Consider the following 15,330-nt stretch of genomic DNA (forward strand, 5'->3'; position numbering starts at 1 on the left):
GGGGCTAGGGTTAAAGCGAACCAGCCCCGGGCTTGGGGTCGAGTCGCAGGCGGATATGGGTGGCAATGGGCAGGTGGTCCGACAGACGCTCATCCAGCACGCGGGCATCAATGACATCGATCCTGGGCGTTGCCAGCACATGATCAAGCGAACGCTTGGGGCGCCAGCTCGGAAAGGTTTCGCCATTGTGCAGCGTGCGAAGTGCCGCATTGCGGATACCGGGGTGGGCATGAAGCTCAGGCAGATCACAATTGAGGTCACCCAGCAGCAGGGTGTCGTTATCGTTGCCGATCAACTCTGCCAGAAAATACAGCTGTCGGGCCCGGGTCTGGCGGCCCAGGGCCAGGTGCGCAATGATCAGGCGCAGGGGCGCGTAACCTGGTGGCCTCACCTCCACTTCCAGGGCGCCACGGCCCGGCAGACGGCCAGGCAGGGGGTGGAACTGTATTTCCCGCAATGGCCAGCGCGACAGGCAGCCCAGGCAATGGCGGGCAAAGGGCGCCAGGTCCCGGGTAATGGCGGCGTGCCAGTACGGGAAGCCGGCGCGTTCTGCCAGATGAGCCACCTGATTCAGCTGGGCCGTGCGCAGGCTGCCGGCATCGCACTCTTGCAGTGCGACCACGTCAAAGTGACTGGCCAGCTCCGCAATGCGCTCCAGATTATTGCGTGCACCCCGAGTCGGTAGCAGATGCTTCCAGGACCTGGTTACATAGTGCATATAGCTTGAGGTCTGCAGGCCGACCTGGATATTCAGCGTTAGCACGCGCATCTGGCCTTCGCGGCGCTGAAATGGAAAAACTGGGGAGTTAGGCATGTCACGCTCAAGTATGCGTTGCCCCCGCCAAAGCGCAAGGCTGATTCCGCTCTGGGCTCTGGTGAGCGATGTGCTAAAGGTGCAGTGGCGTGAGCGCTGCGATGAAAGGTGATTGCCAAGGGGAAGGCAGAGTCTGATACTGGCAGCTGCCGTAGCGCCCGGTGACGGAACTTCAGTCGCGCATCAAAACCAGGATGGTTTATGTCAGAGTCAGGTTCGTCTCCCATTGTGCCCCCGGCATCTGCCTTCAATGCCAATGTGGTTCTGCTGTCGCTGTGTCAGGCGCTGCTCGGTACCGGCAATATTCTGTTAATTTCGGTCAATGCGCTGATTGGCAAGGAGTTGGCGCCATCGGTGGCGCTGATTACCCTGCCCATGGCGATGCAGTTTGTCGGCCTGATGGTGGCGACGATACCGGCCTCACTGATCATGCAGCGCATTGGTCGCAAGAACGGCTTTTATCTGGGCAACCTGATCGGCCTGCTGGGGGCGGCCTGCAGTGGTATTGCGCTGGTCGAGGCGAGTTTCTGGGGCTTTAATCTCGGCACCTTTCTGCTGGGTATAGGTATCGGTTTTGGCATGCTGTACCGCTTTGCCGCCATAGAAGCGGCACCTGCAGGGCAGCAGAGTCGGGCGATATCTCTGGTCATGGCAGGCGGTGTGCTGGCGGCTGTGCTGGGCCCGAATCTCGCCATTCACAGTCGTGCCTGGTTTACGGATACCCCTTTTCTGGGTGCCTTTATCGGACTCTTCGGGCTCTATTGTCTGGCGCTGGTGCTGCTGCGTTCGGTGCGCCTGGCGGTGGTGTCGGCGAACCTGTCGGATGAACAGCCGCGGCCGCTGGGTACTATCGTGCGCCAACCGGTGTTCGTGATGGCGGTGGTCGCAGGCATGGTTAGCTACGCGGTGATGAACCTGCTGATGAGTGCCACCCCCCTGGCCATGATTCGCCAGGGTTTCAGCTTCAGCGATGCAGCCCAGGTTATTCAGTGGCATGTGCTGGGGATGTTTGTACCGGCATTTTTTACCGGGCACCTGGTGGAGCGCTTTGGCGCTCCGGCGATGATGCTGGCTGGCGGCGCTCTGATGCTGCTTTGTATGCTGGTGAATCTGTTGGGCCAGAGTCACTGGCATTTCTGGCTGGCGCTGGTGCTGCTGGGGGTTGGCTGGTGTTTCATGTTTATCAGCGCGACCTCCTTTCTGACCCGCGCCTACAGGCCCGCCGAAAAGGCCCGTACTCAGGCGGCCAACGAGTTTCTGGTGTTCAGCAGCGTAGCGCTGTCGGCTCTGGGTGCTGGCTGGCTTGAAGCATCCCTTGGCTGGGAGCTGATGAACTGGCTGATGCTGCCGGTAGTGCTGGCGGCCATGTTGATGATCGCCTGTCTGACCCAATATCGGCAGGTAGCAGTTTGAGAGCAGGGTGAAAGGTGCGAAGTGTGAGGGGTAAGAGCAGGGGCGAGGTGCGAGAGGCTAGAGGTAAGAGCAGGGGCGAGGTGCGAGAGGCGAGGGGCGAGGGGCGAGAAAAATGGGCAAGGAGCCAAGGCAAGAGAAGTAACGGGTGTTTGGATTTCACATGGCACTCACACACAGGTGCTTATGCTCTGGTCGCATAGTCCTGCTGCCATGAGTAAGTATTGCCATGAATACCCCTTTGCTAGTATCCCGGCTGAAAGGCCTGAAGCTGACGCTGTCCAGTGGCCAGTTTCGGCTCTTGCTCTGTGCCGTATTGGCGCTTTTTTATAATGCCCCTCTGTGGCAGCTGATATCGGCGCAGCCGGCATCAAGTCAGATTGCAGGCTGGCTGTTTATCGCGGCCTTTTTCAGCTTTATGGTCGCCGTGTTGCAGTTTTGCCTGACTCTGGTCGGATTTCGTCAGGTTCTCAAACCCCTGGCTGTCTTTTTGCTGCTCAGTGCCAGTGGGGTGACTTATTTCATGCACAGCTACGGCATTCTGGTGGACCGCAGCATGGTGCAAAACCTGTTTGAAACCGATACCGCCGAAGCCTCCGAGCTGCTCAATGCCGGCCTGGTACTGCACCTGTTGCTGTCCGGTGTGCTGCCGGCACTGCTAGTCATGAGTATTCGCATTCGTTACCGACCGCTATTTGCCGAGCTCAGGGGCAGGGCAGCGGCACTGTTTTTGTGCCTGATGGTGATTGGTGCCAACGGTGTGCTGTTCTACAAGGACTATTCATCGCTGTTTCGCAATAACCGCCAGATCCGCAATATGGCGGTACCCTCCAATTATCTCTACTACGGTACCCGTTACCTGATGGGCGCCTATGACCCGGCAAGTGTGCCCTTGCAGCGCCTGGGGGAAGATGCTCGCCAGGTGGCGGAGCCTATTGCGGGTGCCAAGCGCAAACTGCTGGTACTGGTGGTGGGCGAAACTGCCCGGGCGATGAACTTTGGCCTCAATGGTTACGCGCGGGATACCAATCCGCAACTCGATACCCTGCCGGTGGTGAGTTTCCAGGAGGCCGCATCCTGTGGCACCAGTACGGCGGAGTCCCTGCCGTGCATGTTTTCCCTCAACGGTCGGGAGGCGTACGACAAGGCGGCGGAAAGTCACCGCGAAAACCTGCTGGATGTATTACAGCATGCGGGTGTCAAGGTGCTGTGGCGGGATAACAACTCCGGTTGCAAGGGCGTCTGTGATCGGGTGGAAAGTCAGGAAACCGCAGTGTTTGAGTTGCCGGAATTCTGTGTGGCAGATGAGTGCTACGACGAAGGCATGCTCAGCGCCCTGGATGATTATCTGAAAAGCACGGCAGGGGATGCGGTCATAGTGCTGCATCAGAAGGGCAGTCATGGCCCGGCCTATTATCTGCGTTACCCGCAGCAGTTTGAGAAGTTTACCCCTGTGTGTCGCAGCACCCAGCTGCAGTCGTGCAGCGAGGCCGAAATTCGCAATGCCTACGACAATAGCATCCTCTATACGGACTACTTTTTGAGCCGTGTAATCGGGTTCCTCAAAAGCGAACAACAGGGCTTTGATACCGCCATGCTCTATATGTCGGATCACGGCGAATCCCTGGGCGAGGGTAATATTTACCTGCACGGCATGCCCTATATGTTTGCACCGCAGGAGCAGACCCATGTGCCCTTTATGGCCTGGCTGTCCGATAGCATGCAGCTGCGCACCGGGCTGGATGCCAATTGCCTGGGCGCAAAGAGTGCACAGGCTTTGAGTCATGACAATCTGGCCCACTCGGTGCTGGGGTTAATGGGGGTTGCAACCTCTGTGTACCAGCCTGAGCTGGATATCTTTGGCGACTGCCGTCAGCCACTGCCCACCGGTACTGTGCAGCAGCAGACACCGCCTGCGATCGATCAGTTTGAGAGCGCGCATCCGAGTCAGGGACCCGCCTGAGGGGTATCGCCTAAGTCAAAATCGCATGAATTCTATGGCATGAGTGCCAGGGTATGAAGAACAGCGCAGAAGCCTCGGCCGGGAGACTGGTCGGGGCTTCTGCGTTTGGGGCGGCACTACCGGACAGGGTTGGATGCACTGAGGCTTTGGCGGCCTCAGGGAGCAGGAACAGTCGTGAAACTTTCAGGCTGGTACGAATACCAGCCTGGCGCTGAACTGCTGCGGCGTTTGCTCCAGCTCGAAACGGCAGTTGGCCTGGACGCAGAGCTGTTCCACTATCATGAGGCCATAGCCATGGCTGTCCCGCTCGTCTGGGGGGATATCGCCAATGCGGTTCTGAATCAGCAGGCTGTCGCTGTCGTTGCTAATGGCGATATCGCCGCTACCGTGGACCAGGGCATTGCGCAGCAGGTTGTCGATTATCACCGACAGAATAAAAGGCGGCACAGGCCAGTTGCAGGGCGCCAGTGTCAGTGAAGAAACGCGGGCCCGCAAATCCGGGTGGGTACCCAGGCGTTCCTCGATCAGGGCCTGCAGCCCTGCCTGATTGACCGGCGTGGTGCTGCTGGTCTTGCCCTCACGGCCGAGCCAGAGAAAGGCCTCGATCAGTTGACTCATGCGGGTTGTGGCATCGTCGATGCGCTTCAGAGCGCGCTGGCTGAGCTTATCGGCGGGCAGGGTTTCACGCAGCAGGTCGGCCGAGCTGCGAATGACCATCACCGGCGAGCGCAGCTCATGGCTGGAAAAACGGGTGAAGTCCCGCTCGCGCTGGATAAAGTCCGACACCCGTTCGAGCAGGGAGGCGAACTGGCGGCTCATAAAGCCGATCTCGTCGTTGCGCTGCAGTGGCTCAAGCCGTGGGTTGGTGGGGTCTATGTCGGCCAGCTGGCGGCTGAGTTGGCGGATGGGGACTGTCAGATGCCAGGCAATCAGCAATGTCAGCCCCATGGCGCCAAAGGTGATCAGGATAATACCGCCCATGATCAGGCCGACCTCGGCAGCTTCCTGGGCCTCGCTTTCGATCACTTCTTCCAGTGACTCCAGCACCATGTAATAGAACTCACCGGTAGCCGGGTGCGGGCGAATGACCAGCAGATCGTCGTTGGGCAGCTCGTGAGTGCCCTCTGTCGTGAACGCCTGCAGCTCTTGGGGCAGCAGGTCCTGACTGGCATAGAAGTGCAGAATATCGAAAAACTTGAGAGTCTCGGACGGCGCTTCGCTGACCAGTACGCGATCGACCTGGGCGCCTATATAGTTGCTGAAGCGCTGCATGCTTTCGGATTCGATGCGCTCGATGATATGCCAGCCCACCAGCCAGTACAGGCTCATGAGCAGGCAGGTCGAAAGCCCGATGGTGAGCAGTATTCTGCGGCTAAAGCTCTGTTTCATTCGAATCTGTATCCCCTGGGAGTATCAGTCGAAAGCCGATGCCGCGCACCGTGGTGAGCATGGGCTGACTGAAGGGTTTGTCCAGCTGCATGCGCAGCTGATACAGCAGTGAGCGCAGGGCGTCGCTGTTTGGGAGGTCGTCGCCCCACAGCAGTTGTTCCAGCTCTTCGCGGGGCACGGCACGGGGCGCCTTGGCGACCAGATGCTTGAGCAACTTGAAAGACTGGGCAGTGAGGCTTAGGGGGCGGCCCTCGCGACTGGCGGTGGCCTGTTCTACATCCAGCATCAGGGGGCCAAAGGACAGGCGACGCAGCATCTGGCGCGATTCGCGTTTGCTCAGGGCTTCAACCCGGCACACCAGCTCCGCCATGGCGAAGGGCTTGACCAGGTAATCGTCTGCGCCGGACTTAAATCCGCGCACCTTGTCGTCCAGCGTATCCAGCGCAGTGAGAAAGAGTATGGGCGTGGTGACACCCAGTGCGCGCAGCTGTTCGCAGGCCGAGAGCCCGCTAACCCTGGGCATCATGATATCGAGTATCAGTACGTCGTACTGATGCTGACGACACAGCTCAAGCACCTGAGCACCGTGGCTGGCGCAGTCGGTTTCGATGCCGCGCCACTGAAGGAAGTCCGCAATGCCCGCGAGTATGTTGGCATCGTCGTCGGCAACCAGCACATTCATAGCATCAAGGGTTCCTGCTTTGTCACAGCATGATTAGGAGCCGGAAGTCCCGGCGCAAATGCGACTGTAGCAGAATTGTGGCCCAGTGGGCTTGGGCCACAAGCGCCAGCGGTACAGAATCAGCGCGCTGAACCAGCAGATGGCCAGGGTCCAGAGGTCGTGGGAGATAAAGTGGGCACCGCGCAGCTGCTGCGAAATGCCAAATATAAGCCCCAGTCCCAGCCCCGGCAGTAGCGCCAGGTGTCTATAGCACCGGGATGGCGCCGAGCTGTCACTGAAATGGTGCAGGGCAAGGAAGTAGAGTGCGACCCAGGCATAGCCTGCGCTGGCGTGTCCTGCGGGGAAGCAACTGCCACCGCTGGCTGTTGCAGGATCCAGGCTGAAAAGGGAGTGGTAGATGCGATCGGCGCCGTAGCGTTGCAGGCTCCAGGGGCAGTCGAGCCCGGTGAGGCGCTTGGCGATATTGACGAGAAGCACGCTGCACAGCACGGCGCTGATCAGATAGCTCAAGCCAGGTCGCCAGTGGCGCAGGCTTGGGCGTATCCAGCTCAGGCCCCAGCCCAGCAGGGTGATAAACAAGAGCCCAAAACTCAGCAGTCGGCCACCGTTATGGATAATCCCGGCTGTGATCCAGTGTTCGCGCAGCGCCCACTGCTGACCTTCCAGCCGGTACAGCAGGTCTCCCAACTTTAGATCCAGCTCCCAGATTTCCAGCAGTGCCACGCCAAGTAGGAACAGCACTAGCGGGATGAGCCCGAGCTGGCGCCAGCGCAGTGGCGCGGCACTGCGCTGCAAGACGCTGGCCGCAGCAATGGTGTCGCCGGTTTTCAGTAGCGCGTGCTGCAATGAATGGCGCTGTAGTGGTGGACTCAGTGGCTCATGGCGGCTCATGCCAGCACCCAGCCGCGACGAATCAGCGGTGCAGCCAGCAGGCGATAGACTCTTTGCAGTGGCAGGAGCAGGTGCTGCTCGAGTGGCTGCGGCCAGGCATGCATAACGGCGGCACTGAAGGCACCCATTAATAAGGCACCCAGCATATCCAGCGGAAAGTGAACGCCCAGATAGACCCGCGCCCAGGCGACCAGAGAGGCTGGTAGTAGCAACCACAGGCCCCAAGCGCGTAACTGTGGGCTCAGCATCAGGCTGCAGGCGATCGCCATAAACAGAGTGAAATGATCACTGGGGAAGGAGCTTTCGATGGCGTGGGGCAGCAGCGTCTGGCCCAGCGGAATTTCAAATGGCCTGGGGTGGTACCAGAACAGGGCTATGACCTGATTCAGCCCCAGGCCAAGACCTGCCGCCAGGGCTGCACCGAGCAGCGCCAGTCGTGTGCGCTGGCCGCCGTAGAGCCAACCCAGGCCAAGGCCCGCTGGCAGCAGCCAGATCAGATCGCGCGCGGCGATACGGCTGAGCAGCAGTTGCCAGGGCTGTGGGTCGACGGCATTGATCCACAGGAACAGAGTCTGGTTGAGGGTTTCCAGTGAGTTCATCGTTGCTTTGGTTTCCTGTCTTGAGTCCGCACTTATGGCAGGCACACTAGCAGCGCCCCTGTGAGTCCAGTGTGAAATCCGTGGCACATTAGCCCTGTAATGGCCCTTCGGGGGTACTGGGCTCGCGACTGGGACTGGCAGCAACTATCCTAAGGTCAGGCTAAAGGAGGTGTTGCCATGACTTATCTGATCTCGCTGAATCCCGCCACGGGAGAACCAGTGGGTGAAATCCAGGCCACGTCGCTGGATGCTATTCCTGCGCTGGTGTGCGCGGCGAGGGATGCGCTGTCTGACTGGAGTCATCTGAATATCGAGGCCCGGGGTGAGTGTCTGCTACGGGCCGCCGAGGATTTGCTGCAGGAGTCTGAACGCCTGGGTGAGCTGCTGAGCCAGGAAATGGGCAAGCCGTTGCGCAAGGGGATCAGCGAGGTGCGTTTCTGTGCCCAGAGTATCGCACCGCGGGTCAAGCAGGCGGTGGCGGCGCTGCAGTCAAGGCGCAGCAGTGATGCCGATACTGAGTCCACCCTCTACTATGATCCACTGGGTGTCTGTGCCGTGATCAGCCCCTGGAACTATCCCATGTCCATGCCGCAATGGATGCTGCTGCCGGCCTTGCTGTGCGGCAATACGGTGCTGTTCAAGCCGTCGGAGGAAACGCCGCTCATCGCCCAGGCCTATGCCGATGTACTCAACCGCCATCTGCCACCGGGTGTATTGCAGGTGGTGCAGGGGCCTGATCAGCAGGGGCGTGCGCTGGTGGAGGCCGATATCAATATGGTGGCCTTTACCGGTTCGCGCGAGGCGGGCAAGGACATCATGACCCGCGCCGCCGTTGGGCTCAAACGTCTGATGCTGGAGCTGGGGGGCAAGGATCCGCTGCTGGTGCTGGATGATGCCGATATTGATGCTGCGGCCGAGTTTGCCTGTGCCAACAGCTTCGAAAACGCAGGTCAGGTCTGTGTTGCGACCGAGCGGGTCTATGTTGACCGCCAGGTGCTTGACTGCTTCGAGCAGCGGGTAACGGAGCGGGCGGCGCAGTATGTAACCGGCCCCTGGCATGATGCCAAGTCCAGACTGGGGCCCATGATTCACGACCGTCAGCGCCAGCATGTACTGGATCAAATCGACCAGGCGCTGGCCTCGGGAGCGCGTCTGCTGCATGGCGGCAAGGATCATCCGCCGCGCTATATTACCCCCACAGTGCTGACGGATTGCCGCGCCGATATGTGGATCATGCAGCAGGAAACTTTTGGCCCCGTACTCTGTATCCAGGGCTATGACACTCTTGATGAGGCACTGCTTCTGGCCAACAGCACCGAGTATGGCCTTGGGGCTGTGGTGTTCGGTGAAGACGAAGACCGCGCCTGGCAGGTGGCAAGGCATCTGGAAGCCGGTATGATCGGCGTCAATAAAAGCTGTTTTGGCACCGTGGAATGCCCCTGGGTGGGGGCGCGTCAGAGCGGTTATGGCTTTCATGGTTCGGCCGAGGGCTTTCACCAGTTCTGTCAGTTGCGGGTGATCAGCAAGCCGTTGTCTGGCTAAATACGTATCGACAATGCTGGCGATTGTTATGTCTGGGCAGAGGCTTAATCATTCAACGGGAGGTTGTGGTCGTGTCGCTTTTGTTTGCTTATTCAGGCGTTAAAATTCGTTTAAATCAGTCTCTCGTTGCGTTCATGGCGCGATCAGAGGTGCCTGCGGCGAATCTGGGGCTGGGCTGTTATGAGGGTGCCGATGCCCAGTTGATACGTGATCCTGCAGGCGCTGGACTGGTGCCCGGCTTTATAGATGGCTCCACGCAAGCCTGTGGCCTGCTGCTGGCCTGCCAAGGGAAGGCTGCGGATCAGCCTGGCGCTGTGGCGCATGCCGGCGGACTGGCGAATTGCCAACCCTTCACCCGTGAGCTGATGGGGGTTGTGCATCTGTTCGCCATGCAGGGCGAGCTGCAGGGGCTTGGAGATAGCCGGGCTTTCCCTACAGGGGTCTATACCCCCATAGGTGACACTTCGGCCGAGCGGGCGTTTTGCGTGCTGATGTCTCGCCTGCGAGTACTCTGGCAGGAGGACACGCCGTTGCCCGAGGTACGCCTGGCGGTAGTGTCGGACTTTGCTGCGCGCCTGCGCCCGCTCGGGTTAGCCAACTTCATCTATGCCGACAGTGAACTGCTGTTTGTACACGGCCATCAGCAGGCCGATGATCCGGAGAGGCCGGGTCTTTTTCTGGCTCACAGTGATGGTGGCGTTCGGGTGGCGAGCCAGCCGCTGGATACGGCCGACTGGCAGGGGCTGGAGCCCGGCGAAGTACTGATGATCAAGGGTGCTGAGGTGCTGGAGCGCTGTGCGCCGTTCAAGCTCTGGAGTCAGCTGAGTGACTGAAAACTATCCAAAGGACAGGCCATGAGCTCTGTGAAGAAGCACAAGAAAAACATTAAAAGAAAAGTGGCGCATGCTGACGGTTCCACCGCGACGTCGTCCCGCAAGCGCAAAATGAGCTCGCTGCAATCGCAGGTTATCTTTTGTGTGATCGTCGTCGGGATTGTGCTCTATCTTATTGCTCGCAACATTTAGTCAATGACCTGAGGTGAAACGCCTAAACGGCGATCCGCCCCTGTACAGAGGGGGCGCAGCTTAGGTACTTATAAGTCAGCGCATTGTGGTGCTCCTGCTTGCCACTCCTTTCTGATAAGGTGCCGCGCTTTTCCTGCGCGGCACCTTAGTGCCCATTGAGCTTCTTGCTGTTTTTCTCTATCTAGCCCCTAGCAGCCTGTCGGACTTACCACTGATCTATTGCGGCAAAGCCGATTTTGGTCATTTTTCGTCCTCTTTTTTGTTAAATAGAACCACTATTTGCCTCAAAAGAGTTCAAAAACTGCCTCAAAACGGACTTTCCCTCGCTACGATCGGCCAAGTCCGACAGGCTGCTAGCCCCTAGCCCCTAGCCCCTAGCCCCTAGCCCCTTTATTCTCGCACCTCGTTTAGCGAATACAGGACACCAGATAATCGATTTCCGGTGCTGAAGTGCCGGGGTTGTTAAGGCACACCGGCAGATAGGTCGGCGGTGTCAGCAGGCCGCGAGCCAGCAGGTCGTCGATCAGGTCGAGGAATTCGAAGCTGGTCTTGCCGATAAAAAGCCCGGTGATGTCCCGCGTCTTGTGCAGCTGGTAAGCATCGCGAAAGCCGCTCAGGTACAGATGATCCTTGGTAAAGCCGCCACCACGGTGTACCCGAGTGCAGACGCGGAAGGCTTCTTCCGGTTCAGTGCCGTAGTCTTCGACGATGGTGCGCCAGGTGCGGCAGAAGTCGCCGTAGCGAATCATCAGGTCCACTGCGATAACCCGCAGCGCCAGGCTTTTCAGGCGCTTGAGTGTCAGGTTGCCGGAGCGATATTCGCTGAAAATCGCCAGGCCTTCCTGGGTATGGGTGTTGTTGGGTAGCCCCAGGGAAAAGACCTCCAGCGGCTGCTGTTTGGCGTTGAGCGAGGTGGTCATGTGCACCCCCAGCTCGTGGTGCGCCAGCGCCTGCAGTTCCACTGGGCTGACTTTGGCCGAACGGCGCACCAGCAGCGCCTTGCGGCCGTTGTTCACCATGGCGGCAGCGATCAGGCGGTCCGACAGTTCCACTTTGCACTTGAGCCCCCACTCCTTGGCCAGTTGCTGGAACTGCGGAATCATCTCTTTGGAACTCAGTTGCTGGCCATTGAGCTCTTCGGCACGATCGGCGGCGTGCAGCAAAAAGCGCGCGTTAGCCAGTTCGCCTGCCGTGGGCTCGCCGTAATAGCGCAGCGAGTTGTATAGAAAACTGTCGGTGCCGATGCTCACCAGCATGTCGATACGTTCGGCCAGGGCATCAATAACCTGGCGATACAGCTGGCGCAGCGCAGGCTCGCGAATGGAGTCTACCGGCAGGCGGTAGAGCTTTTCACGGTGGGCATAGGGGTCGATCTTCAGCTGGCGGTAGCGGAAGTTCGGCGCCTTGCGCCCCTGATGTTTGAAGAAACGGCGCTGCTCAACCGGCATGTTGATGGGGTTGATGTAGAGCAGCGTTTCCAGCCCGCGGGCGAGTTTCTTCAGTTCGCGGTCAACCAGTAGCACTTCGGGCGGAAGCTCCGTGGGCATCAGGTCGTTACGGTGCAGGGATGGGCCCGGCAGCGTGCGGCTGGCATCCGCCGTGGTTTCCAGCAGGGCGTCGTGCAGGCCGTGGCGCAACGCATCTACTACCAGCGGAAAGGGTGCACCGCTGTCCAGATCCAGAAATACCTTCTGGATCTCAAACGGGATGGTGAGGGTGTTGCTGTGATGTTCCGCAATGTGGCTTGAAGTGTAGCCGCCACCGTGGTTGCGCTCACCCAGGCTGACGCGGTTGTCCAGGTTAGGCAGTTCGATTTCACCCAGGCGGCTCTGCAGACGCTTGATCAGCGGGCTCCACTGCTCGCTGTCGACATCTTCGGTGGCGATGTGAATCTTGCTGTGGCCGTCCTTCATTTCTTCGAACGGGCAGCTGTGTACATCGAATAGCACCGCGTGGCTGTGGTCTTCCTCAATAACCCAGAGCAGGGCGTCGAGGATGCGGTAAATGCGCTGGTGGCGCTCCTGGCCACGGTGACGCATGGTTTTGGTCACCGGCTTGTTCCAGAGCGGGGTATCGTTGATCTCAGTGCGCACGCAGCGGTTAGCCGGCAGGCTCAGATCATAATCAATACGCGAATCCTGCACACAGAGGGCGATGGGCATCAGTTCGATCAGCCAGTCGCTGCCGCGATCCTCCAGTTGCAGGCGTGCCTTGTCATCCACCGCCAGGCGCTGAAGGCTGTCGCTGTGAAGGCGGCTGCCGCCGTGCAAGGCGGTGCATACGACGGGCAGGTATTCGTCCACGCGAATGTGCAGCGAACCGTCACGCAGGCGGGCGTTGAACGGCGTGCGGTTTTGAATGCGCTCGAGAATCTGATTTTCGGTGAGTGTCTGCATCGATCCCTAACCTGAACGGGTATTGAGTCGCTGAGATTCTGTGCAGTATTCGGGCCCATGTACAGCAAAAATGCTGCCGGGCCCGATACTTATTGTTATAGCTGGGTGTCGGGGGCGTCAGACGATGAGTGCGGGCTCCGGGCCGCTGAGGTTCTTGAGCCCCAGTCGCTTGAGTTCCTCGCTCATCAGAGCGCGAATTTCCACCTCGCTGGCAAGGTCCTGTGCCTTGTGAAACAGTGCCTGGGCATCAGTAAAGTTAACCGAGCGGATCAGCCATTTTATTTTGGGAATACTGTGGGCGTTAAGACTCAGTGTGCGCAGCCCCATGCCCAACAACAGTAATACCGCGGCGGGGTCCGAGGCCATTTCGCCGCACAGTGACAGCGGGATATTGGCGGCCTGGGTGTGGGCCACGATCTGCTCCAGCGCTACCAGCATGACTGGATTGAGGTTGTCGAACAGTGCCGATACTTTGGGGTTATTTCGATCCACCGCCAGCAGGTACTGGGTCAGGTCATTGGAGCCGATGGAGACATAATCCACGTACTTCAGCATGCGTGGCAACAGCAGCACTGCAGAGGGCACTTCCACCATCATGCCGATGGGCGGGCGCACCACGGCGAGGCCTTCGGATTGCAGCTCTTCGAGGGTGTCATCGACGATGCGCACGAAACTTTCCAGCTCGTCAATGCGGCTCACCATGGGGATCAGCAGGCGCAGGTTGTCGTTGTCGACATTGGCCCGCAGCATGGCGCGCAACTGGGTTACCAGCAGTGAGGTATTGTCCAGGGTGAAGCGAATGCCGCGCCAGCCGAGGAAGGGATTGTCTTCGCGAATCTCGAAGTAGGGCAGCTGCTTGTCGCCGCCTATATCCAGGGTGCGCATGGAAACCGGCAACGGCGAGTAGGCGCTCAGTACCTGGCGGTAAATCTCATACTGTTCGTCTTCGGTCGGGAAGCTGTCGTGCAGCATAAAGGGAATTTCGGAGCGATAGAGCCCCACGCCCTCGGCGCCGTGCTTGCGGCCAGGGGTTACGTCGGCCAGCAGGCCTGTATTGGTCAATAACTGTACGCGAACGCCGTCGCGGGTTTCGGCCGGCAGGTCGCGCAGGCAGGCCAGCTGGTCGATAAACTGAGCATCGGCGTGTTGCAGGCGGCGGTATTCCTTCAGCAGCGCGGGCTGCGGATGCAGGATACATTCGCCGCGATAGCCATCGACAATGACTTCTTCGCCGTCAAACTTTTTAAGATCGAGGCTGGTAACCCCCATGACCGCCGGAATGCCCAGGGCATTGGCAACAATGCCGGTGTGGGACAGTGCAGATCCCGCGGTGCAGATGATGCCCTTTATCTGTTCGGGGCGGTAAATGGACAGGTCGGCAATGCTGATCAGGTCGCTGGCCAGTACCAGTTCGCGCTGTTCACTGGCGGTATCCAGCGGTGTCTTGCTGAGCATGTGGCGCAGCAGGCGGTTGCCGATATTGCGAATGTCTTCGCCGCGGGCGCGCAGGTAGGGGTCCTGTGCCAGATCGAAGGCGCCGGCCAGTTCCTCGATGGTTTCGCGCAGCGCCCAGCTGGCCTTGAAGCCTTGCTGGATGTGCTGCACCGTACGTTCGTGCAGCTCTGGGCTCTGCAGCATCATCAGATAGACAGAAAAAAGGTTGGCGATATCGGAGGGCAGACTGTCGCCCAGACGTGATGCCCCCAGGGTCAGTTCGTCTTTCAGCCGTACGACGGCGGCCTCAAAACGGGCCAGTTCGGCGTCTATATTGGTACTGCGCTGCTGGGTAATGTCCTGCAGGCTGAGGTTCAGGTGCAGCACTTCCAGGCGTCCGCAGCCGATGCCGGGCGCACTTTTGACGCCGCTGTAGCGGTCGATGTCGTGGATAACGGGCTGTTGCGGCAACCAGGCACCGGAGCGCTGTATCGACTGCAATGTGCCGGCCAGCTGGCTGGCGATGGTGACCATAAAGGCCTCGGCATCCTGGCTGAAGCGCTGCTGCTCCGTGCCCTGAATAACCAGTACCCCGATCAGTTCGCGCAGGTGAATCAGCGGCACGCCCATGAACTGGTGGTAGGGCGCTTCGTGGGTTTCGGGAATGTAAACGAACTTGTCGTGGGTCGGTGCATCGGCCAGGTTCAGCGGGTGCAGCGTGCGACCAATCTTGCCAACCAGGCCTTCATTCAGTGCCAGGCTGACCTTGCCGACGGCCACATCGGCCAGACCTGCGGTGGCGGCCAAAACCAGGCGCTGTTCGGATGATGACTTTAAATAAAGGCTGCAAACGGGTACTGAAAATAGCTCAGTGAGCTTGACGACGATCTGACGCATGGCCGCGACTGCATTTTCGGCGCGGGATATGTCCTGTACCAGCGACGTCAGCGTCGAGAGGGAGTGGAGCATAGGTTGAACTCCGAAATCCTTGTCCGTGTGGGAGCAAACGGGTGAGTTTGCCTTTGATACTCGCACAAGCGCCGCACTGGCGCAATTGCAGGCATGCAGCCTAAGGCCCGTACGGCGGCCTCTGTGGCGAATCTGTCGCTAACGGAATCTGCCTGCCGGCCAGCCTTGGGCGGCGGCGGCATGAACAACTAAAAACAGGGCCGGGTGGCCCTGTTT

Annotated in this window: 12 protein-coding genes; 5 read left to right on the forward strand and 7 right to left on the reverse strand. The window is 59.4% G+C overall.

Going from position 1 to position 15,330, the window contains the following annotated elements:
- Positions 1-10: 10 nt before the first annotated feature.
- A complete protein-coding gene (locus tag MPRO_RS05840) occupies positions 11-814 on the reverse strand; it encodes an endonuclease/exonuclease/phosphatase family protein (protein WP_067288694.1) in 804 nt (267 codons plus the stop codon).
- A gap of 201 nt (positions 815-1,015) precedes the next feature.
- Between MPRO_RS05840 and MPRO_RS05845 the strand changes: the two genes are divergently transcribed.
- Together MPRO_RS05845 and MPRO_RS05850 are read left to right on the forward strand one after the other, a co-directional pair.
- Entirely contained in the window at positions 1,016-2,227 is a 1,212-nt protein-coding gene (locus MPRO_RS05845) for an MFS transporter (protein ID WP_067288698.1), read from the forward strand.
- A gap of 226 nt (positions 2,228-2,453) precedes the next feature.
- A complete protein-coding gene (locus tag MPRO_RS05850) occupies positions 2,454-4,187 on the forward strand; it encodes a phosphoethanolamine transferase (protein ID WP_067288701.1) in 1,734 nt (577 codons plus the stop codon).
- A 183-nt stretch (positions 4,188-4,370) separates the two neighbouring features.
- Here MPRO_RS05850 and MPRO_RS05855 read toward each other — a convergent pair whose 3' ends face one another.
- Genes MPRO_RS05855 through MPRO_RS05870 form a run of 4 tightly spaced genes read right to left on the reverse strand, consistent with a single transcriptional unit; the run spans position 4,371 to position 7,748 of the window.
- Positions 4,371-5,576, reverse strand: a complete 1,206-nt coding sequence (locus MPRO_RS05855) for a histidine kinase dimerization/phospho-acceptor domain-containing protein (RefSeq protein WP_067288704.1) — start codon at positions 5,574-5,576, stop codon at positions 4,371-4,373.
- Positions 5,560-6,258, reverse strand: a complete 699-nt coding sequence (locus MPRO_RS05860) for a response regulator transcription factor (RefSeq protein ID WP_067288708.1) — start codon at positions 6,256-6,258, stop codon at positions 5,560-5,562. Before MPRO_RS05860 ends, MPRO_RS05855 begins: the two co-directional genes overlap by 17 nt.
- Before the next feature lie 33 nt (positions 6,259-6,291).
- Complete coding sequence (locus tag MPRO_RS05865; protein WP_082708475.1) at positions 6,292-7,149, reverse strand: phosphatase PAP2 family protein; 858 nt, start codon at positions 7,147-7,149, stop codon at positions 6,292-6,294.
- Positions 7,146-7,748 (reverse strand): undecaprenyl-diphosphatase, encoded by a 603-nt coding sequence (locus MPRO_RS05870; RefSeq protein ID WP_067288710.1) that lies wholly within the window; start codon positions 7,746-7,748, stop codon positions 7,146-7,148. Before MPRO_RS05870 ends, MPRO_RS05865 begins: the two co-directional genes overlap by 4 nt.
- A gap of 177 nt (positions 7,749-7,925) precedes the next feature.
- Between MPRO_RS05870 and MPRO_RS05875 the strand changes: the two genes are divergently transcribed.
- The 3 genes from MPRO_RS05875 (at position 7,926) to MPRO_RS25735 (ending at position 10,315) form a co-directional block, all read left to right on the forward strand.
- Positions 7,926-9,290, forward strand: a complete 1,365-nt coding sequence (locus tag MPRO_RS05875) for an aldehyde dehydrogenase family protein (protein ID WP_067288713.1) — start codon at positions 7,926-7,928, stop codon at positions 9,288-9,290.
- Between the two features lie 134 nt (positions 9,291-9,424).
- Positions 9,425-10,123, forward strand: a complete 699-nt coding sequence (locus MPRO_RS05880) for a class II glutamine amidotransferase (RefSeq protein WP_158651764.1) — start codon at positions 9,425-9,427, stop codon at positions 10,121-10,123.
- Positions 10,124-10,144: 21 nt separating this feature from the next.
- Positions 10,145-10,315 (forward strand): hypothetical protein, encoded by a 171-nt coding sequence (locus MPRO_RS25735; protein WP_158651765.1) that lies wholly within the window; start codon positions 10,145-10,147, stop codon positions 10,313-10,315.
- A gap of 407 nt (positions 10,316-10,722) precedes the next feature.
- Here MPRO_RS25735 and MPRO_RS05885 read toward each other — a convergent pair whose 3' ends face one another.
- Positions 10,723-12,711 carry a flavohemoglobin expression-modulating QEGLA motif protein gene (locus MPRO_RS05885; protein ID WP_067288718.1) on the reverse strand — a complete coding sequence of 663 codons (1,989 nt, stop codon included), beginning with the start codon at positions 12,709-12,711 and terminating at the stop codon, positions 10,723-10,725.
- A 117-nt stretch (positions 12,712-12,828) separates the two neighbouring features.
- Entirely contained in the window at positions 12,829-15,114 is a 2,286-nt protein-coding gene (gene ptsP / locus MPRO_RS05890; RefSeq protein ID WP_067288721.1) for a phosphoenolpyruvate--protein phosphotransferase, read from the reverse strand.
- Between the last annotated feature and the right edge of the window lie 216 nt (positions 15,115-15,330).

The sequence above is a fragment of the Marinobacterium profundum genome, assembly GCF_001528745.1.
In the GTDB taxonomy this organism is placed as follows: domain Bacteria; phylum Pseudomonadota; class Gammaproteobacteria; order Pseudomonadales; family Balneatricaceae; genus Marinobacterium_A; species Marinobacterium_A profundum.

What these genes read in the sequence shown, in the direction of transcription:
- ptsP (WP_067288721.1), bottom strand. Translation starts at nt 15,114, where the DNA reads ATGCTCCACTCCCTCTCGACGCTGACGTCGCTGGTACAGGACATATCC.
- MPRO_RS05860 (WP_067288708.1), bottom strand. Translation starts at nt 6,258, where the DNA reads ATGAATGTGCTGGTTGCCGACGACGATGCCAACATACTCGCGGGCATT.
- MPRO_RS05855 (WP_067288704.1), bottom strand. Translation starts at nt 5,576, where the DNA reads ATGAAACAGAGCTTTAGCCGCAGAATACTGCTCACCATCGGGCTTTCG.
- MPRO_RS05850 (WP_067288701.1), top strand. Translation starts at nt 2,454, where the DNA reads ATGAATACCCCTTTGCTAGTATCCCGGCTGAAAGGCCTGAAGCTGACG.
- MPRO_RS05840 (WP_067288694.1), bottom strand. Translation starts at nt 814, where the DNA reads ATGCCTAACTCCCCAGTTTTTCCATTTCAGCGCCGCGAAGGCCAGATG.
- MPRO_RS05870 (WP_067288710.1), bottom strand. Translation starts at nt 7,748, where the DNA reads ATGAACTCACTGGAAACCCTCAACCAGACTCTGTTCCTGTGGATCAAT.
- MPRO_RS25735 (WP_158651765.1), top strand. Translation starts at nt 10,145, where the DNA reads ATGAGCTCTGTGAAGAAGCACAAGAAAAACATTAAAAGAAAAGTGGCG.
- MPRO_RS05875 (WP_067288713.1), top strand. Translation starts at nt 7,926, where the DNA reads ATGACTTATCTGATCTCGCTGAATCCCGCCACGGGAGAACCAGTGGGT.
- MPRO_RS05865 (WP_082708475.1), bottom strand. Translation starts at nt 7,149, where the DNA reads ATGAGCCGCCATGAGCCACTGAGTCCACCACTACAGCGCCATTCATTG.
- MPRO_RS05845 (WP_067288698.1), top strand. Translation starts at nt 1,016, where the DNA reads ATGTCAGAGTCAGGTTCGTCTCCCATTGTGCCCCCGGCATCTGCCTTC.
- MPRO_RS05885 (WP_067288718.1), bottom strand. Translation starts at nt 12,711, where the DNA reads ATGCAGACACTCACCGAAAATCAGATTCTCGAGCGCATTCAAAACCGC.
- MPRO_RS05880 (WP_158651764.1), top strand. Translation starts at nt 9,425, where the DNA reads ATGGCGCGATCAGAGGTGCCTGCGGCGAATCTGGGGCTGGGCTGTTAT.